Annotated in this window: 24 protein-coding genes; 11 read left to right on the top strand and 13 right to left on the bottom strand. The window is 62.8% G+C overall.

The window, feature by feature from the left end; translation table 11 throughout:
- Positions 1-165: 165 nt before the first annotated feature.
- From BU28_RS25865 to BU28_RS0115815, 4 genes are all read left to right on the top strand, one after another.
- The gene (locus BU28_RS25865; protein ID WP_028720331.1) at positions 166-453 is read left to right on the top strand and encodes a hypothetical protein; all 288 of its coding nucleotides are present in this window, start codon (positions 166-168) and stop codon (positions 451-453) included.
- Positions 450-1,877: a type IV secretory system conjugative DNA transfer family protein gene (locus BU28_RS26655; protein WP_051578256.1), complete on the top strand. Its 1,428-nt coding sequence runs from the start codon at positions 450-452 to the stop codon at positions 1,875-1,877. The genes BU28_RS25865 and BU28_RS26655 overlap by 4 nt, the downstream gene beginning before the upstream one ends.
- The gene (locus tag BU28_RS26650) at positions 1,787-2,293 is read left to right on the top strand and encodes a type IV secretory system conjugative DNA transfer family protein (protein WP_269845837.1); all 507 of its coding nucleotides are present in this window, start codon (positions 1,787-1,789) and stop codon (positions 2,291-2,293) included. The genes BU28_RS26655 and BU28_RS26650 overlap by 91 nt, the downstream gene beginning before the upstream one ends.
- 262 nt (positions 2,294-2,555) lie before the next feature.
- Positions 2,556-3,599 (top strand): replication initiator protein A, encoded by a 1,044-nt coding sequence (locus BU28_RS0115815; protein WP_028720330.1) that lies wholly within the window; start codon positions 2,556-2,558, stop codon positions 3,597-3,599.
- A gap of 2 nt (positions 3,600-3,601) precedes the next feature.
- On the opposite strand, the gene BU28_RS0115810 is transcribed toward BU28_RS0115815, so the two are convergent.
- Both BU28_RS0115810 and BU28_RS0115805 read right to left on the bottom strand, forming a co-directional pair.
- A complete protein-coding gene (locus BU28_RS0115810; protein ID WP_028720329.1) occupies positions 3,602-3,898 on the bottom strand; it encodes a hypothetical protein in 297 nt (98 codons plus the stop codon).
- Between the two features lies 1 nt (position 3,899).
- Complete coding sequence (locus tag BU28_RS0115805; RefSeq protein ID WP_028720328.1) at positions 3,900-4,559, bottom strand: ParA family protein; 660 nt, start codon at positions 4,557-4,559, stop codon at positions 3,900-3,902.
- Positions 4,560-4,858: 299 nt separating this feature from the next.
- On the opposite strand from BU28_RS0115805, the gene BU28_RS23340 reads away from it, so the two are divergent.
- Entirely contained in the window at positions 4,859-5,908 is a 1,050-nt protein-coding gene (locus BU28_RS23340; protein ID WP_051578255.1) for a TniQ family protein, read from the top strand.
- 25 nt (positions 5,909-5,933) lie between these two features.
- A complete protein-coding gene (locus tag BU28_RS23335) occupies positions 5,934-6,476 on the top strand; it encodes a DUF305 domain-containing protein (protein ID WP_051578254.1) in 543 nt (180 codons plus the stop codon).
- 103 nt (positions 6,477-6,579) lie between these two features.
- Here BU28_RS23335 and copM read toward each other — a convergent pair whose 3' ends face one another.
- Both copM and BU28_RS25590 read right to left on the bottom strand, forming a co-directional pair.
- On the bottom strand, positions 6,580-8,112 hold the full coding sequence (gene copM, locus BU28_RS0115790) for a CopM family metallochaperone (protein WP_028720327.1): 1,533 nt from the start codon (positions 8,110-8,112) through the stop codon (positions 6,580-6,582).
- Between the two features lie 140 nt (positions 8,113-8,252).
- Complete coding sequence (locus BU28_RS25590) at positions 8,253-8,882, bottom strand: hypothetical protein (protein ID WP_143809728.1); 630 nt, start codon at positions 8,880-8,882, stop codon at positions 8,253-8,255.
- A gap of 583 nt (positions 8,883-9,465) precedes the next feature.
- Between BU28_RS25590 and BU28_RS0115785 the strand changes: the two genes are divergently transcribed.
- Positions 9,466-10,179 carry a L,D-transpeptidase gene (locus tag BU28_RS0115785; protein ID WP_036763120.1) on the top strand — a complete coding sequence of 238 codons (714 nt, stop codon included), beginning with the start codon at positions 9,466-9,468 and terminating at the stop codon, positions 10,177-10,179.
- A gap of 93 nt (positions 10,180-10,272) precedes the next feature.
- Here BU28_RS0115785 and BU28_RS0115780 read toward each other — a convergent pair whose 3' ends face one another.
- The 3 genes from BU28_RS0115780 to BU28_RS0115770 all read right to left on the bottom strand — a co-directional run bounded on the left by BU28_RS0115780 (position 10,273) and on the right by BU28_RS0115770 (position 13,375).
- Positions 10,273-10,584 carry a four-helix bundle copper-binding protein gene (locus BU28_RS0115780; RefSeq protein ID WP_211254162.1) on the bottom strand — a complete coding sequence of 104 codons (312 nt, stop codon included), beginning with the start codon at positions 10,582-10,584 and terminating at the stop codon, positions 10,273-10,275.
- 117 nt (positions 10,585-10,701) lie between these two features.
- Positions 10,702-13,041, bottom strand: coding sequence for a copper-transporting P-type ATPase (locus BU28_RS0115775; RefSeq protein ID WP_415839876.1), 2,340 nt, complete (start codon positions 13,039-13,041; stop codon positions 10,702-10,704).
- Between the two features lie 133 nt (positions 13,042-13,174).
- Entirely contained in the window at positions 13,175-13,375 is a 201-nt protein-coding gene (locus BU28_RS0115770) for a heavy-metal-associated domain-containing protein (RefSeq protein ID WP_028720323.1), read from the bottom strand.
- 124 nt (positions 13,376-13,499) lie between these two features.
- Here BU28_RS0115770 and BU28_RS0115765 point away from each other — a divergent pair, with 124 nt between their 5' ends.
- Positions 13,500-13,955 (top strand): c-type cytochrome, encoded by a 456-nt coding sequence (locus BU28_RS0115765; protein WP_080623326.1) that lies wholly within the window; start codon positions 13,500-13,502, stop codon positions 13,953-13,955.
- Here BU28_RS0115765 and cueR read toward each other — a convergent pair.
- The 3 genes from cueR to BU28_RS0115750 all read right to left on the bottom strand — a co-directional run bounded on the left by cueR (position 13,952) and on the right by BU28_RS0115750 (position 16,441).
- Positions 13,952-14,359: a Cu(I)-responsive transcriptional regulator gene (gene cueR, locus BU28_RS0115760; protein WP_028720321.1), complete on the bottom strand. Its 408-nt coding sequence runs from the start codon at positions 14,357-14,359 to the stop codon at positions 13,952-13,954. The two genes, BU28_RS0115765 and cueR, sit on opposite strands and share 4 nt — an antisense overlap.
- A 14-nt stretch (positions 14,360-14,373) precedes the next feature.
- Positions 14,374-14,823 (bottom strand): c-type cytochrome, encoded by a 450-nt coding sequence (locus BU28_RS0115755; protein WP_028720320.1) that lies wholly within the window; start codon positions 14,821-14,823, stop codon positions 14,374-14,376.
- 133 nt (positions 14,824-14,956) lie between these two features.
- The gene (locus BU28_RS0115750) at positions 14,957-16,441 is read right to left on the bottom strand and encodes a multicopper oxidase family protein (protein WP_028720319.1); all 1,485 of its coding nucleotides are present in this window, start codon (positions 16,439-16,441) and stop codon (positions 14,957-14,959) included.
- A 765-nt stretch (positions 16,442-17,206) separates the two neighbouring features.
- Between BU28_RS0115750 and BU28_RS23330 the strand changes: the two genes are divergently transcribed.
- The 3 genes from BU28_RS23330 to BU28_RS0115730 all read left to right on the top strand — a co-directional run bounded on the left by BU28_RS23330 (position 17,207) and on the right by BU28_RS0115730 (position 21,553).
- The gene (locus tag BU28_RS23330) at positions 17,207-17,818 is read left to right on the top strand and encodes a recombinase family protein (protein ID WP_051578253.1); all 612 of its coding nucleotides are present in this window, start codon (positions 17,207-17,209) and stop codon (positions 17,816-17,818) included.
- Between the two features lie 358 nt (positions 17,819-18,176).
- A complete protein-coding gene (locus tag BU28_RS26815; RefSeq protein ID WP_081791425.1) occupies positions 18,177-18,374 on the top strand; it encodes a ribbon-helix-helix domain-containing protein in 198 nt (65 codons plus the stop codon).
- Entirely contained in the window at positions 18,371-21,553 is a 3,183-nt protein-coding gene (locus BU28_RS0115730) for an Eco57I restriction-modification methylase domain-containing protein (RefSeq protein ID WP_198944967.1), read from the top strand. Before BU28_RS26815 ends, BU28_RS0115730 begins: the two co-directional genes overlap by 4 nt.
- Before the next feature lie 148 nt (positions 21,554-21,701).
- Here BU28_RS0115730 and BU28_RS0115725 read toward each other — a convergent pair whose 3' ends face one another.
- The 3 genes from BU28_RS0115725 to mobQ are packed head-to-tail and all read right to left on the bottom strand — an operon-like array spanning position 21,702 to position 23,730.
- Entirely contained in the window at positions 21,702-22,169 is a 468-nt protein-coding gene (locus BU28_RS0115725) for a hypothetical protein (protein WP_028720316.1), read from the bottom strand.
- The gene (locus BU28_RS25585; RefSeq protein ID WP_143809729.1) at positions 22,169-22,432 is read right to left on the bottom strand and encodes a hypothetical protein; all 264 of its coding nucleotides are present in this window, start codon (positions 22,430-22,432) and stop codon (positions 22,169-22,171) included. The genes BU28_RS0115725 and BU28_RS25585 overlap by 1 nt, the downstream gene beginning before the upstream one ends.
- 20 nt (positions 22,433-22,452) lie before the next feature.
- On the bottom strand, positions 22,453-23,730 hold the full coding sequence (gene mobQ / locus BU28_RS24280; protein ID WP_051578252.1) for a MobQ family relaxase: 1,278 nt from the start codon (positions 23,728-23,730) through the stop codon (positions 22,453-22,455).
- Between the last annotated feature and the right edge of the window lie 71 nt (positions 23,731-23,801).

Below are 23,801 nucleotides of genomic sequence, written 5' to 3'. Positions count from 1 at the left end.
CCCTCGTTCAGGCGGCGTCGCCGCCTTGGGGGGAAGCCGTCCGGCGCGGGGGTTTACCCCCATGAGGACGCGCACGTTGTCGAAGACAATGTATAAGCGCGCATTTACAACTTTTCAACGCTTGTTTCTCTCGCTACGGTTGATCTGATTTCCCGAGGTTACCCGATGCCCCAAAGCCGCCCGACCGATGCCCGGATCAACGAACTGGCCGAGAAGAAAGCCCAGCTCGACGCCCAGATCGCTGCGCTCGATGCTCGGCGGCGTCTCTCAGAAAAGAAAGACGAAGACCGCCTCAAATGGCTTCTGGGCAATTTGGTCTTCGACCGCTTGAGCGCCGAACCTGTGCTGCAAGAACTGGTTCGGCGCGACCTGCCAAACCGCCTTACCCAGCGGGACCGCAGCCGGGGGCTTTGGCAGATTTTGTTTCCCGACACGCAAGAGGACCGGCCATGAACTTTGCTCTGGAAGCTCGCCATTGGGTGCTGATGGTCGGCGCGGTGATCCTTGCCGTCGCCGCCACGCTCTACCTTCCGCAATGGATCGCAATCTACCCGGTGACGACCTGGGCTTTTCCACTCATCGCCATAGCCGCCATCCTCGACACGCTTGGCACCACCGCAGAGCGCCAGAGAGGCCTGCTGAAGCTCCTTGCGTGGGTTTGCTTGTGCATGGCCGCGCTGGTAGCCCTGTGGCCCCTCAGAGGCCCTCTCAGCGGCATAGTGGCAACAGCCCAAACATGGACAAGTGCGGGCAGGCCCCTCCCCCGCGCCATTTGGGAGGGCCTCATGGGGTTGGCCGGATATTCCGATCTTCACAAAGAGGCTATGCTTGTCTCCTTCGGGATTGGAGCCTTGGGCATTGCAATTGCAATCAGTGCGCCACTCACGGCAATTTTCAATCCGCGCATTGGCCGCAACCGCAAATCCCGCACCGGCCCGTGGCAAGCGGGCTGGATGGACCCGCGCGACATTGCCCAGCTCGCCCGAAACAAGACCGGCCTGCCCCTCGCGCTACACAAGGGCAAGCTCCTGCGCTACGCCAAGAACGATGCAAAGGGCTGGCGCGGCGGGCATCATCTCGTTGTTTCCGGCACACGCGGCGGCAAGGGCGTCAGCGCCGTAATCCCGGCGATCCTCGACCACCAAGGGCCGGTCGTCGTCCTGGACATCAAGGGCGAGAATTTCGCCGTCACGCGCCGCCACCGCGAAGAGCTCGGGCGCAAGGTGGCGGTCCTCAACCCCTTCGGCCTCGTCGAGGACGGACAGGACCAGTTCAACCCGCTCGACTACATCCGCCCCCACGAGCTGGCGCGCGACGTGGCCCTGGTTGCGGACGGCTTGGTCAAACCGGAACAAGGCGACGGGGCGCATTTCTCGGAAATGGCCCGTCAGCTGGTCGCGGCGGCGATCGAAGTGATCGTGACGCAGGAAAAACGGGACCGGCGCAACCTGATCGCCGTGGCTGATCTTCTGTTATCTGCGAACCTCGACAGCACACTTGAGGCTTGGTCAGAAAACAAGGACATCGTTGGTCACCGCCCGGCCCAGACCGCCGCCACGATCCTGCGCGCGGGTGACCGTGAACGCGGGTCGATTCAGACAGCGGTTTCGAAAGCTTTTGAGTGGATGCAGTCCGACAACATGCGCCACTTCCTGGCCGGGTCCAGCTTCCGCATGGATGATCTGCTCGATGACCAGGTCGATCTCTTCATCGTGGTCCCGCTCGATCAGGTGGATAAGCAAGCGATCTCATGCGCCTGTTCATCAACCTCGTCCTGGGCACGGTCGTGCGCCAGGACGGGCGACGCAAGGTCAAGGCTCCGATCCTGCTGGTTCTCGATGAATTCGTGCGAATGGGCCGCATGGAGCAGATCATGAACATTGCTAACGTCGCCGCAGGGGCCGGTGTTGAGGCGCTGTTCGTCACCCAGGACACGGGTCAGGTTGAAAAGGCCTATGGGCCAAATGATGCCCGCTCGATCTTCGGCTCTTGCATCACCAAGCGCGTCTTCAACCTCAACGATATCGAAACCGCTGAATGGGCTGCGCGCCACCTCGGGGAAAGCACTGTCTATTCTCAGCAAATTCGAGAGGGAAAGGCCCCGAACGAGGGTCGGGATTTTTCCTACTCGGAGCAGCGACAGAAGCTCATGACGGCTGAGCAGATCACTGGCATGAAGGCGGATGATCTGCTGCTGTTGGTGGGCAATCGTAACCCGCTCAAGGCCAAGCAGAACCTGTACTTTAAGACCGGGGTATATGCTGGAAAGTTCGACTCCAATCCTCTGCATTGAGGGCAAGTGCGAACTTATCCACAGGCCTAGGTGTTAAATATGGGTTAGATTCAGTGTTAAGCTTCGAAAATTCTGCGCAAGATATTGAAATATCGCGGCTATTTATGGCGGTGCGTGTGTGAAAGTACGATCGATCGTGTGTGAAAGTACGATAGAGCGTGGGCAAAAGTACGAAACCGCCGCGCGTGTGTGAAAGTACGAATAGGCATGGATTTCTAGTTCCCCCTGCCTTACTGTGTGTGAAAGTACGAAAGTCATCCCTGTGTCCGATGAAGCCGCAATCAATCGCTCCCCTCTTCTGCCGGATCGCTATCCGCAGGGTGACTTCTTCGTCTGCGACATCTTCGATGCCGTTCCCAAGGCTGACATGGCCTCGATGGAACATCCGATTTTTTCACTTTCTACCAAGCCGGATACCCGCGTCAGGGAGTATGAGCACAACGGCATCAAAATCGCGATCAAGCCGTCTGTGGATGGGTTGGCGACTGTCCATGACAGAGACATTCTGATCTACTGCATCAGCCAGCTGATGACGGGCATCAATGATGGCAAGGAAGTTTCCCAGACTGTCCGGTTCCGCGCTTTCGACATGCTGGTAGCCACAAACCGCAATACCGCAGGATCTGGTTACGCACAGTTGAAGGCTGCTCTTGAGCGCTTGGCCGGTACGCGGATCAGCACGAACATCGTGACCGGGGGCAAGGAAATCTTCCGAACCTTCGGCCTGATTGAGAGTGCGGAAATTGTAAGGGAAACCCGTGATGGCCGTATGCAAGAGGTTGAGATCAAGCTGTCGGACTGGGTATTCAACGCGATCAGGTCAAAAGAGGTCCTGACGCTGCATCGCGATTACTTCCGCCTGCGCAAGCCCCTCGAGCGGCGCATCTATGAACTGGCCCGAAAACACTGTGGAGCGCAAAAGGAGTGGCGGATCAGCTTGTCGCTTCTGCAGAAGAAGTGTGGATCGAATTCGACCCCGCGAGAGTTCAGGCGTCTTGTCCTGAACATCGTACGCGAGGACCAAGAACACGACCACATGCCCGACTACGCCATCGCTTATGACGAACAAGAGGACATGGTGAGCTTCTCGAACCGTCAGAACGTGAAAGTGGTCCTGCCCCGTGCGATCGCGCCCCAGCTTGACCCTGACGTCTACGAGACAGCGCGGATGCTCGCGCCCGGCTTTGATGTCCACTATCTTGAACGCGAGTGGCGCGGGTGGCTTCCAGAGACGCCGCGCAACCCGGAGGCAGCCTTTCTGGGGTTCTGCCGGAAGTGGATGCAGAACCAAAAAAATACCGGATAATTTTAAATACCGGATTTTTCTTTATAGAGCGCCCAGGCCTCCTCAATCAGAACACCTTGCTGCACCCCCCTGCGCTTCGCCTCGTTGGCGATTTCTTCAGAGATACCGGGCAAGACCTTGGCATGAACTTGCCCTGTCCGAGGGCTTGGCTTGCGCCCACGACGCTTCTGGCCGTCGCGCGCCACGAACCCTAGCTCCTCCCCTGCCCGCTCGGCCTTCTCGATAGCCTGCGGGCTGCGGTCCTTCTCCCGGCTTTTCAGGCGGCCAAGGTCGATGTTGAAGGCTTTGCCGTCCGACATGTCAGATCCCCTCTGTCAAGCGTTTGTACACAGCCTGGGCAAACAACGCTGCGTTCTCGATGGCTCCGTCCATGTTTCCCTGCGCAGGCATGTTCCGTAGGTCTCCGCCGAATTCGAAGAGGGCAGAAAAAGCCGCACGCTCCATAAGAGGCGGGTCGATCAGGTCCACACCCTGAGCTGCCAAGGACTCGGCGATACCAGTGTGCTGTTTGGAACGGATAGCCTTGGTCATGGTGAAGACCACCGCATGCTGGATCTTACGATCCAGCGCCTCTTCCTCTTCGGCAATCAGCTGGAGTGCGCGCACACCGATAGTGGCGTCCAGTGTTGTCGCGCGCATAGGCGTAATGACGAGGTCCGCTTGCGAAATTGCCCGCGAAACCAATCGTGAGGCTACACCCTCAAGGTCTACGACCACGATTTGACCATCAGTGTCGTGCTGCTTGATAGTTCTGACGATGTCAGACTCCGTCACGTTTGACAGCACATTGATCCGGTCGGGCAGGGGGGCTCGATCAGCCCAGAGCGTCAATGAATGGTTGGGGTCACAGTCCAGCATTACGACACTTGCACCAGCATGGGCCAGCTCAGTCCCTAGCAAGATGGCAGCGGTCGACTTCCCAGCACCGCCCTTTGGCGACGCGATCACTACAGTGGGCATGGATGCCTCCCGATTATCCAATAATTATAATAACCGGATTTTTGAAAATATCCAATAATTTTTATTGGCAAGCTCACGGGAGGCCAATGAGCGCCGGACGGGAGGCTCACGTTTGCAGCCGCGCCTTTTCATATCGTAGGTACCCAACCACCACGCGCTGATCTGGATGCTCCTATGCCTGCAAGGCATTGACGATCTTGAGCGTTCTTCGGGTGAAGCCCGTCAGTTCGCTCGGGTCGATTTGATCTGGGGTGGCATCGTCCATATCCTCCCCGTGATGATATTGGCTCGTATAGCCGTTGAGCCTTGCCGGATGGGCACCAGACCTGTTCGACAGCCTGGAAGGGGCGGACCCCGACGCCTTGGAGGACTACGCCTTCAGGCTGACGATCCTGCTGCAAGATCGCAGCCGCGCAACGAGGTCCGTTGCCGGATGGCGGGCATGGCGCCCCGATCGGCCGATCAGCCGCGCCTGCCCACACTGCATGGACGAGCGGGCAGATCGGCCCATGTGGCTGATGTGGATGGTGCCGCTGATGCTGAGCTGCCCCCGGCACGGCTGCTGGCTGGAAGCCTGCTGGGGCCTCCCTGGCACATTCGTTAATTGGAAAAGCAACGATACTTCACCGCGTCCGGCCAGTGCGGCGATCCGGAGCATGGATCAGCGCAGTTGGGAGGCGCTGACGACCGGTCATGTTCGATTGCCGCGCCAGCGCGTTCCCGCGGACTTGTGGTTTCGTCTGCTGCGCAGCCTGCTGGAAGAACTCAACACACCCATCTCCCGGTGCGGCGCAGGGTCCCGCAGCCTCCGGGCGGTCTGGAACCACTTCGGCCAGCCGCTGCGTGCCGGGCGACTGACGTGGCAGCCTTTCGAAGCTCTGGGCTTACCCGCGCAGCTGCAGATGCTGGAGGTGGCGGCCAATGCCATTGAGTTGATCGAGACCGAAGCAATCAGGCCATTGGGCGCACAGGCTGAACTGTTCCTGCCCGGACCGGGTGCTGAGCTTACCCTTGATCGCCTCATGCGCATCCTGCGGCGCAAGTCGGGCAAAGGCTGGCAAGAAGCCTGGAAGGTCGTCCACGACGCCATCGCCGACGCGCAACACAATCCTGAGACGGCCCGGGCGCTCTATGCGCTGGCCTCCTGTGGGAAGCGGCACGACCCGGTTGCGTTGGAGGGATTGCGCGCGCTCTTCATCGAGGCACAGGTGTCTCAGGAGTTCCTGCCTCTTGAGGGTTCGGAAGCGTTGTCCGCGCTTCGATCTACCTGTGCGCAGGGCCTGAGCCTTGCCTTGCGGAAACTGCCGCCGACCGGCTGCCGGGAACCTTGCCTTGAACGGGCCGGTTGACCCCTGCCGCAACCGGAGAGTCCTAATGTCCTATGCCCGTTTCGGCCTGATGATCCTGACCTCGACCGTGGTCATGTACGGGCTGATGTATCTCAACACCTACGAGCTTGACCACGTCGCCTGGAGCCAGACGCGCGCCTGGATGGCGCTGCTGATGGGCGGGGTCATGGCCGTCATCATGATGGGCTTCATGTGGGCGATGTATGACAAGAAAGGGCGCAACTGGGGCATCATTGCGGCCGCGGTGATCGTAGCGGCGGGATCGCTATGGTTCGTGCGCAGCCAGGCGACCGTGGGAGATGTGTCCTACATGGAAGCGATGATCCCGCACCATTCCATCGCCGTTCTGACCAGTTCGCGCGCGCATATCCGCGATCCCCGCGTGCGCGAACTGGCGGATGGCATCATCAAGGCGCAGATGCAGGAGATCGCTGAGATGCGGGCGCTGATCGCCGATCTCGATGCAAACCCGATCCCTGATGCCGCCCCGGACCTGCCGCCCCTGCGCCCGGATGATGTCGCCGTGGGCGAGGCGGTCGAGAAGGCGCTGCAGCCCCCCGCGCAGTGAGAGCCTTCCGTAGCTTTCAGCAGCGTTGTCCTCTTCGAGGCCGTGCTCCGATGGAGCGAGCGGGTGGAGCCGGAAACGCCCGGCTCCACCTTTCCGGGTCCGATCAGTTCGGGCTTGCGTAGACGATGCCGTTGGGACCATCGCCCACTGGCATCGTTCCAAGGACGTTCTGCTGCCGCACGTCGATGACCGAAACGCTGTCGTCCGCGGTATTGGTCACGAACACCAGCGCCCCATCCGCCGATGCCGACACGCCGTGTGCGCCAAGTCCGGTTTTCAGCGTCTTGGCCACCTGTCCGGTCGCCGCGTCGATCACGGAAACCGTATCGTTCGGCGCATTCTCCGGTCCCTGGTTGGCCACATAGACTTGCTTGCCATCCGCGGTTGCGACAAGCTGGATCGGACCCGGCCCGACCTCCACCTTGCCCACGACCTCACGCGTGGCGGTGTCGATCACGGCCACGCGGTTCTCGTCGCGCAACGAAACATAGACCTTGCCGCCGTCAGGGGTGAACCCGACCTGGACCGGCGCCGCGCCCACCGGAAGGCGCGCCGCTTCCGTCAGGCTTGCAGTGTCGATGACGGACACAGAGCCGTCCTCGACATTGGCAACGTAAAGCTCGGCACCGTCCGGGCTGAGCCGGAGCCCATGCGGAGAGGCGCCGGTCCCGACGCGGCCGATCACCTCGGCACGTGCCAGATCGACGACCGCGACCTCGTTGCCGCCCGACAGCGAGACAAAGGCGCGCCCTTGGCCGTCGGCCACGACATGCGCCGGGTGCGATCCGACCCCGGCCGTGACAGCGGGCTGCGACCTGTCCGCCGGATCGAGGATCACCAGAAGACCTGCCGCCGCGCCGTCCTCGGCATGGCCATGCCCGCCTGCGGCGTGATCGCCTGCGGCAGGCGAGCCGACGGCCACGAGGAAGCGGCCGTCCGGCGTCAGATCGACGTTGTGCGGTGACACCGGCAGCGGCACCGTGGTCACCGCCCCGGTGCCCAGGTCGATGGCGCTGAGGCTGTTGCCACCCTCGTTGGCCGACCAGACGGTTCCTCCTGTCTGGCCAAAGTCCACGGACTTCGGGCTGGCCTTCCTGTCCAGCCATGCCTGCATTTCGGCGATCTCGCCTTCCTGCGCTTCGACGATCCGGGCGGCCCATCCCCTTGTTTCGGGATCGTCCCCATACTGCTGCACGATCTTCGCCATGGCGATGGCGCCTTGGTGATGCGGGATCATGCCCCGGACAAAGGCCATGTCGGGATCGTCGGCCATGGCGCCTTCCATCATCGGCCCGTGCATTGCGTCCATGGTGTCCACATAGGCGCGGGTGAAGTCAGGACGGTTCTCGCCGCCAGGGGCCGCGTCCGGCGTGGCCATCATCCCCTGCATCATTCCGCCCTGCATCATCTGCTGCATGGCGGTCATGCATTCGGATGGCATGCCCTGCATCATGATCCGGCATTGCTCGGGCATGCCCGGCATGGCGGCCATCGCCCCGGCCGCGGTTGCGGGGGTCTGATCCGCCTGCACAGGGGGCTGCGGATCGTGGTGGGTATCATGCCCGGCCTGAGCCAGTGCAGCGGCCGGCAGCGCCGCCAGGAGGCTGACGGAAAAAGCGATTGCAGTTCGTTTCATGGAGACTCAACTCGTGTTCGGGCGGGAAGCGGCGTTCTGTGTCGCGCACGGTTTCCCTGTGGATGGTGATGGGCGAATACGGCGCTCTTCATCTCACCGAGACGGTCGGAGGGCACGGCCTCGACTGGTCACAAGCGCCGTCAGAGGGATGCAGACAGGCGTGGAGGCCTTAATACCCCGTCGAGTGCGCGTCCGGAGCGATGCGACCAGAGGAATGGGAGGACATCATCCGCCCGTGTCGGCTCAACCAGAGACATCTCAGGCAGAACGGCGACAAAGGTGCAAAACTGAATGCAACAATCATGCCGCAGGGATGATCGGGAATCATCGGAACAACCCGTCTCGGTAGCACTTTCCGAGTCCATGCCCCCGGCCGCGGGAAAATGCGCGCAACCCTGATCCGCCGCGGCAGCGGTCTGGCTAGCGTGGGTCATGTGCGCGGCCAGGGCGGGTTGAACCGCCGCCTGCAAGGCAAAGGCCGCAAACCCCAGAAGCAGAAGCATGGCTGCAGCGCGCTGCAGCCGATCCACCAAGAACGTCCAGGGCATTGCCGCATCGCCGTTCAAGCAATCCGCCTGCCGTGCGGCATAGACCCGACCGTCGGTTTCGCTGCCATTGAGAGGACAGCCACGAGGATCGGCGGCAGGGAGGCGCCGGCTGATGGTGCACGGGGTTTGGAATCTCATCAGCTTCATGAGCGCCATTATTCCACCGCTGTGTGTCAGGCGCGAGGCTGAAACCTCCAGATGAACCGCAATGGCCCGCGACATGATGCCTCCCGCTGAAGAGTCGCCGCATCAGTGGCCATCATCACACAGACGATCAGCTGACCCCGTCTTGAGTTTTTCGCAAAGCGTGTGGTGGCTCACGACAGTTTGTCGTGACATTGCCAAGTGCGGTCTCGACGCGCCGGCACGGGCTTGGCACCTTGCTCCCATGCAGCTGTTTCGGACCTTGGCCGTGATCGCTCTCGTGCTCCTGGTGCTTCCGTGGGGTGCGTATGGCAGCATCAAGGCGCCACCTGTGACCGGAACTCAGGAATTTGCGGTCCGCCAGACCTTTGCTGTCCCCTCTCGGATGGCGCCACGCGTCAAGGTTGCGTTGACCGCCGCGCCAGCAGAGGGGGAGTGCCATAGGTCACTGCCCGGCACGCCCTGTCATCCCGAACACCTGCTGCTTGCCACTGCCGAATCCTGTGGCCGCGATCCTGCACGGGAAGGCCGCTGCATTGATCGCAGCCGAGCCGGAGCGGGACAGAGCCCGCCGCCCATCTACCGCCCCCCACGGTCCTGCTGAGCCGAGCCGCCGCGCCGCAGGCGCGCACTTTCTCAGCTTTCAGAAGGACCGCCCAACATGATAACCCGACGCAACTTCGCCGTGGCTGGCGCTGCCGTGCTCCTGTCGGCCTGCACCCGCCCCGTCGCGAAACCTGCCGCCCCGCTCCCGCATCCGCCCGTGAAACCGGCAGCGCCAGCCGTCCCTTTTCTGCCGATGCCGGACTTCTACGGCGCCATCACCGACGAACCCTATCCGGTCCCGGCCGTGCCGCCCGGCGTGGTGCCACCGCATCTGTGGCGGCAGGAGGTCGTCAACCCTTTCCCCGACGAGCCACCCGGCACGATCATCGTCGATCCCGACGCGGGCATGCTGCATCTGCTCGAAACCAAGGACCGCGCAATGCGCTATGGCGCGGGAACGGGACGCGCTGCCTTCGCCTGGTCGGGCGACGCGCGCCTGCAGTTCCGCCGCAAGTGGCCGCGGTGGAAAGTGCCTGACGAGATGATCGCCCGCCGACCGGAGCTGGAGCCCTATTCGGTCGCCAATGGCGGGATGGAGCCGGGACCGGGCAATCCGCTCGGTGCGCGGGCGCTGTATCTGTTCCAGAACGGCGAGGATACGCTTTACCGGATACACGGCGCCTGCGAACCGGAATACCTGGGCAAGGCGGTGTCCTCGGGTTGCGTCAGGCTTCTCGACCAGGACGCCATCGACCTGTATCGGCGCGCACGGCACGGGGCGACAGTGCGCGTGCTGCCCTCCACTCTGCCTGCAACACTTGCGGCGTGATCGGCAGGTGCTTGCAGCACCCATACCGGTTTCTTCCGCCCGCCGAAGCTCCAAGCTGCGGCGGGCGGTGACGCTGGCACGCCTCCTCTGATTTCAGGCCGCCATTTTCCGGCAGCTTTCCGCGCAGCGCCGGCAGGCGTCCACGCAGTCCTGCATGTCGCCGACCTGCTCGCAGCTGGCGGCGCATTGTTCGCAGACCTCGGCGCAGACGGCGCAGAGACGCTTGTGGATGTCGCTGCCCGTCAGCATCACGTTGGCCGCGGCCTGGCAGATTTCGGCGCAGGCGATCATCAGCCGGAAGTGCTCCGGTTCGAGATGTTTGCCGCCCGCTTCAAGGCAGTGGTTCATCGCCATGCCGAGGCAGGTCTTGTGGCAGTCCAGACAGGCCTCGATGCAGGCCTGCATGTCGGCGGATTGATGGTGCATGGAGTTCACCTTTCCTGTTTGCTGCGCCGGGGTTCATCCGCAAGGGGTGGCGCGACCTCCTCGCGAAGACGGGTGCGGCGGATGCGCGGTGCCGGGTCACACCCGCACCGTTCTCAGCCGCAGGGCGTTCAGCACGACCGAGATCGAGGACGCGCTCATGGCGAAGGCCGCAAACATCGGGCTGATGAGGATGCCAAAGAAGGGATACAGCAGCCCCGCGGCGATCGGCACCCCGGCGGCGTTGTAGATCAGGGCGAAGAACAGGTTCTGGCGGATGTTCCGCATCGTCGCCTGCGCCAGCCGCCGCGCCCGGACAATGCCGTCGAGGTTGCCCCTGACCAGCGTGATCCCGGCACTCTCGATCGCTACATCGGCCCCGGTTCCCATGGCGATGCCGACATCGGCCTGCGCCAGCGCAGGCGCATCGTTCACGCCGTCGCCCGCCATCGCCACCTTCCGGCCGGCGGCCTGCAACTCGGCGATGATCCGCGCCTTGTCCTGGGGCAGCACATCGGCGCGGATCTCGTCGATGCCGAGGCGCGCGGCCACGGCACGGGCCGTGCGCTCGTTGTCGCCGGTCGCCATGATGATGCGGAAGCCAAGCGCGTGCAGCGCCTTCAGCGCCGAGGGCGTGGTATCCTTGACCGGGTCCGCGACCGCAACCATGCCGGCGACGGCGCCATCCACCACGACGAACATCACCGTCTCGCCTTCGTCGCGCCGCGCGTCGGCACGCGCGGTCAGGGCGCCGACATCCAGCCCCATGTCCGCCAGCAGCCGGATGTTGCCGAGCGCAACGGGCTGCCCGTCCACGGTGCCACGAACCCCTTGGCCGGTCACGGCCTCGAACTCTCCGGCCTCGACCATCTCGACGCCGCGTTCCTCGGCGCCGCGGACAATCGCCTCGGCCAGCGGATGCTCGGAGCCGCGTTCGAGCGAGGCGGCAAGGCGCAGGATCGCGTCCTCGTCATGGCCGGGCTCGGGCAGCACGGCGACAAGGCGCGGCCGGCCCTCGGTCAGGGTGCCGGTCTTGTCCACAATCAGGGTGTCCACCGTCTCGAAGCGCTCCAGCGCCTCGGCGTTCTTGATCAGCACCCCGGCCTGCGCGCCGCGCCCGGTCGCGGTCATGATCGACATGGGCGTGGCCAGCCCCAGCGCGCAGGGGCAGGCGATGATCAGCACCGCCACGGCCGCGACCAGGCCATAGGAGAGCGACGGTGCGGGTCCCCAGATCGCCCAAGCGATGAAGGCCACAACCGCGATCCCGATCACCGCCGGCACGAACAGGCCGGCCACCTTGTCGGCGTATTTCTGGATCGGCGCGCGCGAGCGTTGCGCGTTCGAGACCATCTGGACGATCTGGCTCAGCATGGTGTCGGTGCCGACGCGGGTGGCCTCGATCACCAGCGATCCGGTGCCGTTGATCGTGGCCCCGGTGACCGGATCGCCGGAGAGCTTCTCGACCGGCAGCGGCTCGCCGGTGATCATGCTTTCGTCGACGGACGAACGGCCGTCCACGACAAGCCCGTCCACCGGCACCTTGTCCCCAGGGCGCACCCGCAGCCGGTCGCCCACCTGCACCGCATCGAGCGGCACCTCGGCCTCGCTGCCGTCGGGCCGGATGATGCGCGCGGTCGCGGGTGCCATGTCGAGCAGGGCGCGGATGGCCCGGCCGGTGCCTTCGCGCGCGCGCAGTTCCATGATCTGGCCCAGCAGGACCAGCGTCACGATGACGGCCGCCGCCTCGAAATAGACCCCGACATGCCCCTCGGCGTCCCGGAAGCCTGTGGGGAAGATCTGCGGCGCCAGTACGGCGGCCACGCTGAACAGCCAGGCCGCCATCACGCCCATCGCGATCAGGCTGAACATGTTCAGGTTGCCGGTGCGGAAAGACCGCCAGCCGCGCACCAGGAACGGCCAGCCGCTCCACAGCACCACGGGCGTTCCCAAGACCAGTTCGATCCACAGCGTCGCGCGCTCGCCGAAGATGTCGCGCACGCCGCCAAGGCCGATCAGCGGCCCCATGGTCAGGACCAGCAGCGGCACGGTCAGCACAGCGCCGAGCCAGAAGCGGCGGGTGAAATCGACAAGCTCGGGATTGGGGCCGTCATCCACCATGGCGGCGGATTCAAGTTCCAGTCCCATGCCGCAGATCGGGCAGGAACCGGCCTCGGTCTGCCGCACCTCGGGGTGCATGGGACAGGTATAGACCGCCCCGGTCCAGCCGGGCGGCACGTGATCATAGGTCTTTCCCGGCTCGGAACGGGCGGCCGTGTCATGGCCGCGCGCGTGGTGTGCGGATGCGCCATGGCCATGATGTTCGTGCCCGTGACACGCGGGACCGGCGGCCGCCCCGGAGGCTTCCGCCTCGGGCACCAGATGCATCCCGCATTTCGGGCAGCGACCGGGGCCGGGCTGCCGGACCTCCGGGTGCATGGGACAGACGTGGACGCCCTTGGCTGTCGCGAGGGGGCGCGGGGAAACATCATGAGACATGGGCTGCTCCTTGAGGTGAGCCGGCCCGGCGAGGATCGGTGCACTCGCCGGGCCCGCACTGGCGCGGGCGCGCTCAGGCCGCTGTTGGCGCCGCAGGATAGCCTGCGGCCGCAAGCGCGGCGGCGATCTGCGGACGCGGCAGATCGGTCGAGACCTCGACCTCCCGGCTGGCCTGGTCGATGGTGATGCGGGCCTTCGCATCGACGGACTCGATGGCGCGGGTGACGCCACGGGCGCAGCCGCCGCAGCTCATGTTGGGAATGTGAAAGCGCATGGGACCTTCCTCGGCTTGTCTCATGCCCTCCCATGTGGAGGGTTCCAGCGCGGGAAGGTCAAGACCGGGTGAGGAAATCCGCGCTCGGGTTGACCTCGGCGCCGGCGGCGGCACTCATGCACGCATGATCCCAGAGCCTCCCATCCTCCTGCGCCGGTCCGTCGCCTGGCTGATTGTCCTTGCCCTTGTGGTCCTGGCGATCGTCGCGGCCTGGGCTTACGGCAAGACCCCCGACCTGCGGCGCGGGGCCGCGCTCTATGCGCAGCACTGCGCCTCCTGCCACGGCGCGCGGCTGGAAGGGCAGCCCGACTGGCAGATCGCGGGCGCGGACGGGGTGCTGCCCGCGCCGCCCCATGACGAGACCGGCCACACCTGGCACCACGGCGACGCCATGCTGACCGACTACATCCGCCGCGGCGGGCAGGCGGTGCTGGACGACATGGGCGTGGCGATGACCTCGGGCATGCCAGGCTTCGGTGAGGTGCTGTCGGAGGGCGACATCGCCGCCATCCTCGCCTTCATCAAGTCGCAGTGGCCTCCGCGCATCCGCGCGATCCAGACCGAGCGGAGCGGCGGCTAGCGTCCGTTCGCGTCGGGGGGACCTCCCGACAGCGCGTCGAGGATCGCGCAATCCGGTCTCGCGTCACCCGCGCAGCTGTCGACAAGCTGCTGCAGGGCCTCACGCAACTGGCCGAGTTCCGCCAGACGCTCGTCCACCTGCGCGAGATGGCGCAGGGCGATCTCGCGCACGTCCGCGCTGCTGCGATGTGTGTCCGCGCTCAGCGTCAGAAGCTCGCGACAGTCCTGCAGCGGGAAGTCCAGACGCCGCGCGCGGCCAAGGAAGGTCAGACGCTGCACATCCTCCGCGCCGAAGTGCCGGTAGCCGTTCGTTCCCCGCTGCGGGGACACGAGGCCGATCTCCTCATAATACCGGATGGTCTTGGCGCTCAGGCCCGAGGCGCGGGCGGCTTCGGTGATGTTCATCCCTGTCCCGCCCGTCATGAGATGCCGTTCGCGCGCTGCAATTCGCGCACATAGGCGATGATGGCGGCAAGCTCGCCATCGGTCAAAGGCTGCCCGACGGGGGGCATGTCGCCAAAGGGCCAGTGATGTGCCCGCACGCCGTTCCGCGCCGCCAGCACGAAGGCCATGTCGCCGTGATGCGACGGTTCGTAGATGCGGTGGACGAGGGGCGGGGCGATCCCCTCCTGCCCGGCGGCATTCGTGCCGTGGCAGGAGGCGCAGGCCGCGGTGTAATAGACTTCGCCCTGTTGCGCTTGCGGGGAGAATTCCGCCGGCACGACGACCTGCGCCATGGGTGCCCCTTGGGCGGCCGGGCCGGATTGGGGGGCGAGGCTGGTGGCGCCGCCGATCCCGTCCTGGCTCCAATACCAGCCTGCCGCAGCAATGGCGGCAACGGCCAGCGCGCCGATCAGTCCCTTGTTCATGATCTCATCCTTTGTCTTCCTGCGCCCGCTCTGCGGCGGCACTGCCGACCGGGTCGGCCTTCAGCCATTTCCGCCGGGCGCCTTGTTAACCTGTCTTGCCACCGGAAAGCGGCTTCCTCCGGTGGCGGCTCTCTCAGGCCGTGACGGCGAACTCGGTCATCATGCCGGTGAACAGATGCGGCATGTGGTGGCAGTGCAGCATCCAGCGCGCGGCCTCGCCGGCGTCCAGCGCCACCGTCACCATGGCCATCGGCGGCACATAGACCGTGTCCCGCAGCGCGCCGGAAATCGCCTGTCCGTTGACGTTCACCACCTGGAACACATGGCCGTGCAGGTGCATCGGGTGCCCCATCATCGACATGTTGTGGAACGTCAGATGCACGCGCTCGCCCGTCCGGGCGGTGATCGGCCTATGGTCGCCCCAGGTCCGGCCGTCGATGGTCCAGAGATAGGGCTGCATCGATCCGCCGAGCATGATCATGTGCGAGCGATCCGCGGGCCGCGCCGCAAGCGACGTCTCCGCATCGGCCAAGGCGGCGCGCAGCAGGCCCTCCTGCGCGAGGTCGATGTCGAAAGCGCCGCTGGCGCTGTCGCCCATTGCCTCGATCCGGGGCACGGAGGCGCCGGGCGTGGCAAGGACGATCCCGGTCCGCTCGCGTGCGCCTTCGCGCAGGGCGAGGATCGGGAACGCCCCTGCATCGGGAATGTCGATCTCCAGGTCGAGCCTCTGGCCCATGGCCAGCCCGAAGCGCGTGCCTTTGACAGGCGCCACCGGATGCCCGTCGACCGCCACCAGCCGCGCGGCGATCCCGCCGGTGTCGATCCAGAAGGACGTGGCGGCCGCCGCGTTGATGACCCGCAGCAGGACGCGCCCCCCGCGTTCGACGGCGATCACCTCGGGATCGGCAAGCGTGCGGTCGTTGGCGAGATAGGCGTCGAACTCGATGTCGTTGAGGTCCATGGCCATGCCGCCCATGCCCGAATGACCCGTTCCTCCCATCGCCATGCCGGAGTGGTCCATGCCGGCCATGGCCCCATGCCCGGCCGCGGGCGCGCCCATGGCCGCCATGTCGTGGTGCCCGCCGCCTTCCACCAGTTCGGCCATCACCTCGGAGGGCGGACGAAACGAGAAGTCGTGCAGGAACATCACCACCTCCTGACGGTCGGCCGCGAGATCCTCGGGCCGGCGCACGATCAGGGGGGCGGCAAGCAGGCTCATCTCCTGCAGCGGCACATGGCTGTGCATCCAGAAGGTGCCGGGCAGAGGCGCATAGTCGAAGCTGCGGGTCTCGCCCGGCTTCAGCAGGGGCATCGGCAGGCCCGGCACGCCATCCTGCGCGTTGGGCGGGATCTGCCCGTGCCAGTGGATGATGGTGTCCTCGGCCAGAGCGTTGGTCAGGTCCACCCGGAAACGCTGGCCAGGGTCCAGGATCAGCCCTTGGCCGCCGGAGCCGTTCGCCAGCCCCATCACAGTGGCGGCGCGGCCATCGACCTCGATCACGCGGGTCGTGGCGGTCAGGGACAGCGGCTGTTCACCGGCGGCGGCTAGGCGCGGCCATGCGGTTGTGGCGGCCATGGCGGCGGATGCGGCCAGAAAGCCGCGGCGTGTCAGTGTCATGTCTAAAAATCCATCAGACCCCGCAGGGTAGCACTCGGACTGGAGCCAACTTGCGGCTCCGCTCAGGAGGCGATCAGAGGGATTTGGGAGGGCGGTCGTCCGGGTCGGTCAGCCGGCCCCGCAGGACAAGCGCGGACGGAAACCAGAGCGCGATCGTGGCGAACTCTGCCAGAAATGCGCTGGCAGGCTGCGGCGCCGGGGCCATCGGCCCGACACAAGCGATCGCGCAGGCTTCCGACATCCTGTGCCCCGCTTGGCCGCATGGACCCGCGGTGTCGGGATGCTCGGCCAATCCCGCTTGGTGATGCAGGCACGCGCCTGGCATCTCGGGCGCTCCTCCCGCCATGGAGGCATGGGGAAGCGCCGCGAAAAATAGGACGGCTACCATCAGCAGCAGGGAGGTCAGGTGGCGCAGCATTGTGCACAAGGACGATAGGACGACATCCGATGGAGTATAAACCGCCCGGTATTGATCGCAATGCTTGGCAGCAGATCGGCATCGGCATTTTTTGGGCAGAATGGCGAATGAATAAACAGCATTGTTTCTATCAACTCGCAAGGGCCACATCTGAACTATGCCGCAGCCGCTCCTCAGCTCGCGTCCAGACAGGCCAAGTATACAGCCAGCCGAGATTTACTAAATAGGTATACCTCATCCGGACAGATGCATCGGACACCGGGGCTTGTCCAAATAGGGTTTGTTCCACGGGCTTTCGGACGGTAGCGTGCACGGGTCTAGACCTCAACAGGACAGAACGGCCCCTCATGACCCTTTACGGCTACGCGCGGGTATCTACGACCGACCAAGATCTCGCGCTGCAAGAAACAGCTCTGCGGACCGCCGGCTGTCAGGTGATCCGATCCGAGAAGAAAACCGGCACCCGACGCGAAGGCCGGGCCGAGTTGGACATCCTGCTCCAGTTCCTGCGCGCAGGCGATACGCTGGTCATCACCCGCATCGACCGGCTGGCGCGCTCGCTGAAGGACCTGCAGGACATCGTGCATGAGCTGAAGGCCAAGGGCGTCACCCTGAAGGCCACCGAACAGCCGGTGGACACCTCGACCGCCGCCGGCAAGGCCTTCTTCGACATGCTGGGCGTTTTTGCCGAGTTCGAGACCAACCTGCGCCGCGAGCGGCAGATGGAAGGAATTGCCGCTGCCAAGGTGCGGGGCGTCTACAAGGGCCGCAAGCCGAAGATCGATCCCGCGGAGGTCCGCAGGCTGCACTTCGAGGAACGGCTCAGCCCCACCGCCATCGCAAAGCAACTCGGGATCGCGCGCTCGTCGGTCTACAGGTTCCTGCCAGCACCCAAGCAACCCGTGGCACAGGAACTTACTCCACCAAATCGCCGGGGAGCGCAAAGCCCGGAAGCCTGATCTGCGCCTCTCTCGGCCTATCTGCTGATCCGAAATGGGGTGCGCCTAACATCAAGGGTTTCGGTAGATATCCAAGTGCCAAGCGCTTCTGACAATAAGTGCAGTCGTCTTCTGAAAGTGACACGCGGGCATAACCGACGAGCATACAAACCTCTTAAAAGTCGTCGCACCATGAGGGAATTGAGAGTTTTATTTCAAGAGATAGTTTTAAGAGATCAGAGGCCAAGTCTTCGAGCGTAGCAGATGCTTCTACGGCGGAGCTCTCAAAAACGGTGGTTTTTGCGATACTTGATTGCGCTACTCGAGAAGCGTATCATGCACCTTGCAGCACAGTGCTGCAAGGTGCATCAAGGCCGCCATGACATCGAAGAACCGCATAACTGTGAATCTCTCGGACGACGATCATCTGGCGCTCGAAGCCCTGGCTGCGCGGTCGAAGGTGTCGAAAGCTTGGATTGCGCGGCACGCAATCTGCGAATTGCTTGAGCGGTCAGCCCGTGACGAGCTTCAGTTACCTCTCCCATTCCTGGGGCAGAGGGGAGAGGGAAAGAAGTGAGCTTGCCGGATCGGAAAACGCCAGCAATGTCAACGCTGTTTGCAAATCTCAAGAAGGACCGGCCTGCCTGGGTCAACGAAGAAGAGCTTCGGAAGGGCTGGCTGAAGCATATCGAGAACGATTTGGGGATTACGTTTCATGCGGAGAGAGGCCGCAATGACGCGTCGTATAACCAAGTCATTATTGAGTTTAAGGGACCCGGATTCTTCAAGGGCAGCACGAAAAGCGCTTCATTTATTGAGGCTGTTCATGATCGGCTCTTTAAGTACATCAAGGCGCGCTCGAAGTCCGAAGAGATACCGGAAGAGGACTATATTGGCATCGCGATAGACGGTGATCATATCTGCTTTGCTTTTATGAAAGCAGGACAGATTATCCACCGCAATCTCCTGCCATTCAACGAGGCTTCTGTTGATCTGGTCGCGCAGGCTTGCTTTGATTCAAAGCGCCGCGCTGTCACCGCGAGCAATCTGGTCGAAGATTTCGGTCACGAAGCCGAAATCGGACATGCCATGATGGCAAGCCTGGTACATCAACTTGAGCGGCAGCTTACAGCACCTGGCAACAACAAAATAAAACTGTTGTTCGAAGAGTGGCGGACGTTGTTTGGCCAAGTGGCTGATCTTTCGGCTGCACAAGCCGCAGAGATCCGCCGACATATTCCGTTCTCTCCTAAACTCCCCGTAGGTGATACAGTCGCGGCCGCTTTGTTTGCGATCCACACTTACAATGCGTTCGTGATGAAGCTTCTCGCTGCGGAAATTGTGGCGCAGTATAACCTCACAGCCTATCCGGATTTCTGTGAGCATCTGCTTGGGCTTGATGACGATCAACTCTTAGACCTTCTAGATAAGGAGGTAGAGAGAGGCGCGTTCTTCGAAGCCGCTCGCATTGTGGGCTTTGTCGAGGAGGCCGTTTTCTCTTGGTATGTAGATCGGAGCATCCCCGCCGCCGATCGTGCCGCGGCCTGCTCAGCGATCCGGCCGCTTCTCACGCAGCTCGCCCTTTACCGCATGGACGATCTCAGCGCAGCGCGTTCGCACGATGTGTTGAAGTCCTTCTATCAGGCACTGGTGCCCGAGACTCTACGCAAGGCCCTTGGGGAGTTTTACACACCGGACTGGCTAGCTGATGTCGCTTGCGACCGAGCTGAGGTTGCTGATTGGAGCACGGTGCGGGCGCTCGACCCGACTTGCGGTTCCGGCTCATTTTTGCTTGAGGCCATCCGGCGCAAACGAGAACTCGCAGAGCAAGCCCACCTCTCACCTACCGACACGTTGACCAAGCTGCTGGATGAGGTGTGGGGGTTTGACCTCAACCCTCTAGCTGTTCAAGCGGCACGCACCAACTTCCTAATCGCCATTGCCGATCTGGTCGCGCTTGCCGGTATTGAAGTCGAGCTGCCGGTGCTGTTGGCAGACGCGGTTTATTCGCCGGCCCACTCGCCTTCTGCTGGTCAAGAGTTTGTCGAATACGGGATTGGTAGCGCCCAGGCCGATCTCAACATCGTGTTGCCGGCGGCTCTCGCATTTGATCGGCGCCGTCTCGACGACGCGTTCTCGATCATGGCTGACGCTGTTCACGATGAAAAGGAGTACCCGGGGGTAGAGCAGCTTCTTGTTGGAGCTGGCATCATGTCCAACGAAGAGGCGGACAAATGGCGTGATGCTCTCGGGTCAACCTATGGGCAGGTTCTAGAACTTCACCGCAAAGCATGGAATGGAATCTGGTTTCGCATCGTGCGCAACTTCTTCTGGTCAGCCGTGGCCGGGCAGTTTGACCTCGTGATCGGCAACCCGCCATGGGTCCGATGGTCCAACCTGCCTGAACTCTATCGCCAGCGCATCAAACCGACCTGCGAACAATACACGATCTTTTCCGAGACTCCCTACCATGGGGGAAATGAACTCGATATCTCCGGTATGATTACGTACACGGTCGCCGACAAATGGCTCAAAGCCGATGGCATTTTGACATTCGTAATCACGCAAACGCACTTCCAATCTCCTTCGTCTCAGGGATTCAGAAGCTTCCGGATCAATGAAGACTACAACCTAGTCCCAGAGCGCATTGACGACCTAAAGAAGCTAAAACCCTTCCCTAAGGTTGCCAACAAAACGGCCATCATGCGCCTGCGCAAAGTGGGTCGAGAGACAAAGACAACATTCCCTGTCCCATATGCAATCTGGGAGAAGGTTGCCGGGGAGTCCGCTGCGATCCCGGAAGGGCTGACCAAAACTGCGGTTCTGGCGCGCGTCCAGCAACACGCATGGGAGGCAAATCCTGTTAACGGAGGCAATTCTCCGTGGGCAATTTTGCCACCGGGCCGGTTCGCGGACATGGCAGGCTTGCAAGGTCAGAGTGATTGGGTGAGCGGCCGGAAGGGCGTGACAGCCGATCTCAACGGCGTGTACATGGTTCGGATCGTCGATCAGAACGCCGCTACCGGCTTGGTCCAAGTAGAGACGCGCCCGGAGGCTGGAAAAACTGATATTGGACCTGCTCGACGCTTTTGGATCGAGCCTGATTTGCTGTATCCGTTGCTGAAGGGAGCCAGCGACTTCTCCGCATGCGACGTGCATGTGAAGGATCAACTTTACATTATGGTGCCAAATAAAGGCATCACAGGCGCTGAGTACAAGGCAGCCGAGACAGGTGTATCCAAGCTCAAGCAGACGAAGAAATTTCTAAGTCACTATAAATCTCTCCTAGAACGTCGATCAACGTTTCGGCTTCGCCAAAAGGGTGCGCCATTTTTTGCGGTATACAATACTGGCCCTTACACCTTCTCCCCGTTTAAGGTGGTTTGGGCCGAGCTATCAACGACCTTCGAGGCTGCGGTCTTCACAAATTCCACCGTTCCCCTTATCGGGGCGCGTCCTTATGTGCCGGATCACAAGGTGTATTTTGCTGACTTTGATTCAGAGGATACAGCGTATTTCGTCTGTGGAATTTTGAACTCCACGCTCGTGAAGGAGTACGTCGAGAGCCACACAATTCAAATTCAGGTTAGCAATATCTTCAAACACTTGAGCATACCTCGGTATAACCCCAAGGATGCCGAGCACAAGAAGCTCGCGGCGCTCACCAAACGCGCTCATGCTGCGAAATCAGAGAAGGCTCGCCAAGATTTGCTTGCCGAGATGGACATGTCGGCAGAGCAAATCCTGAAAGCATGACCAGCGTCACCCTCTAGAAGAGGGTGACGCTGGCGCATGGCGGCCACGCGCTGTTTACAGGCCGGAGCGGCGGCTTCATCGTCAAACCAAGCGCGGACGAAAGCCACCGCCCCGCCGTAACCGTTTCAGGATGACGCGGCATCGCGTTCTACAGAAATCCTACGAACTTGTTCTGTTCAAAATAATATCGGTCCCGTGCGGGCTTGATGTCTAGGGCCATGTCGAACGGGTGCGCCTGAAGGGTCAAAACCGGCCAAGTGTCCGCATCACGCACCGGCGAATACATAGCGATGATCTCGTCATCTCCCGTCAGCAGGCTTGGAAGACTATTCCAGACAAGCAATGGGCCATCGGTGATGTGCCCCTCATCATTCAGAACAACGGAACCTGCCATGGCCTGCTGCCACGCTTGGATTTCATCGTCGGTTTCAAGAAGTACGAAATCCGGCCTTGGGTCTGGCGACCACGATGGGTCTTTAACCCGAAAGGCATAGATCGTCGGCAGCACCCCTTTCGATGCCCCATCCGGCGCTTGATACAACATGGTGTCGTAAACGTCCGTGTAGGTAGGAAGCGGCTGCGTTTGCTTCTCCTGCTTTTTGAAGAGACCAAACATTAGGAAGCCTTACCGACTGGGCTAGTCTTCAGGCCCTTTGGCTGGTTGCGCCCCTCCCCTTCGAACGATGCGGGAACAGCATCAATTCCGAGATCCCAAAGGGCTGCAAGCAAACCACCTTTGCCCACCATGTCCGCAGCCTCTTGGCCGTAGGCTGCTACAAAATCGTCTTGGGTCGCGAATACTTGGGGGCTATTTTTCGCAATGCGCTGTGCCATTGATTTTACGACGGGCTGATCCTTGTGGTAGCGATCTTCAAACACTGTGTGGTTCCTTTCAGTTTTTAACGTTCTCTGTCGCGATCACGGCCCTGCCCGCGCTCGGACGCAGTATCCCGCCCGCGCCCAAGAATGTCATCCCGCCGCCCTTGGTCACGGCCCTCGCCGTCGCGGGCGGCAATGTCCCGTTCTACCGCCGCTGCATCCCGCTCCTGTCCGAAACCGCGCGCACGCCCAAGGATGGTGTCCCGACGATCTCGGTCTGGATCGTCAGGCGCAACCCTCTCCCGCCCGACATCCGGTGCTTGCACCTCGGGTCGGTCAACATCGCGCCCCAACACCGCCGCACGGCGCGCGTCCATGTCGCCCCGGTCGGCACCTGTCTGCGGCCTCTCAACCTCGCCCATAACCCTCTCCTTGATCCGTGACATCGCCGCCTCGGCGCGGCCCCATAGCTGATCCAGCCGTTCGCGCGCGGTGGCAATGAAGGCGCGCCCGCGCTCCATCAGCTCAAGCCGCAATTCCAACTGCCGCCAGCCCAACTCTTGGCGCTGTGCATTGCGCGCCTGCGCCGCGCGGAAAGCCTCACCACGCTCCGTGACGATCCCGCGTTTCTCCTGGGCATTGGCCGATGGGCCGATTTTCGGCTCTGGCTCTCGGCTGAGCTCGATCACCTTCTTCTCGCGTTCAAGCGCCAGCTCTTCCTGCCCGCCCCCGCGCGCCCGCTCGACCTGTTGCTCGGCCTCAGTGCGCTGAACATCGAGCGACCGGTGGTCGATCCGCTCCGACCGCCCTGCCCGGTCAAGGGCCGTGTTCGCGTCCCGCGCCCAGGCTTCGCGCCAGCCCATCAGCAGGTCCGGCGCATTCCAGCTGCGATCCTTCTTCCCGAACCCCTCGCCGGTCAGCTCGCGCATGGTCAGCATGACATGTGCATGGGGCTGACCGTGGCCATCACGGGCCTTGCCCTCGTGAATGGCCACGTCCGCGATCATGCCGCGATCAACAAATTCGCGCTGCACGAACCCGCGCAACAAATCCAACCGCTCGCCCCGATCGAGCTCGCGGGGAAGAGCCACTTCAATCTCGCGGGCGAGCTGAGCATCGCGCCGTTTCTCGACGGCCTCGACGGCGTTCCAGAGCTGATCGCGATCGCGCATCCAGTCGGGCGCATTGGCGGGGGCCATGATCTCGGAATGCACGACCCCGCCCTTGCGGGAATAGTCATGCTCCAACCCCTGCCGCTCATCCCGCAGCCGCCCAGCCGTCCGGTAGGCGGCGGCTGCGACCGATGACCGCCCCCCGACCCGGCTGATCACTTTCGCACTGAGATGATAGATCGCCACGCCGGGTTGCCTCTCTCTTCTCTAAACAGGGTCCAGCGCCTGGCTGCGCTGGTCGGGAGCGCGAGGGTGAA

It is taken from the genome of Paracoccus yeei ATCC BAA-599 (genome assembly GCF_000622145.1).
Classification (GTDB): domain Bacteria; phylum Pseudomonadota; class Alphaproteobacteria; order Rhodobacterales; family Rhodobacteraceae; genus Paracoccus; species Paracoccus yeei.
This window is presented reverse-complemented; position numbering and strand designations above follow the sequence as displayed.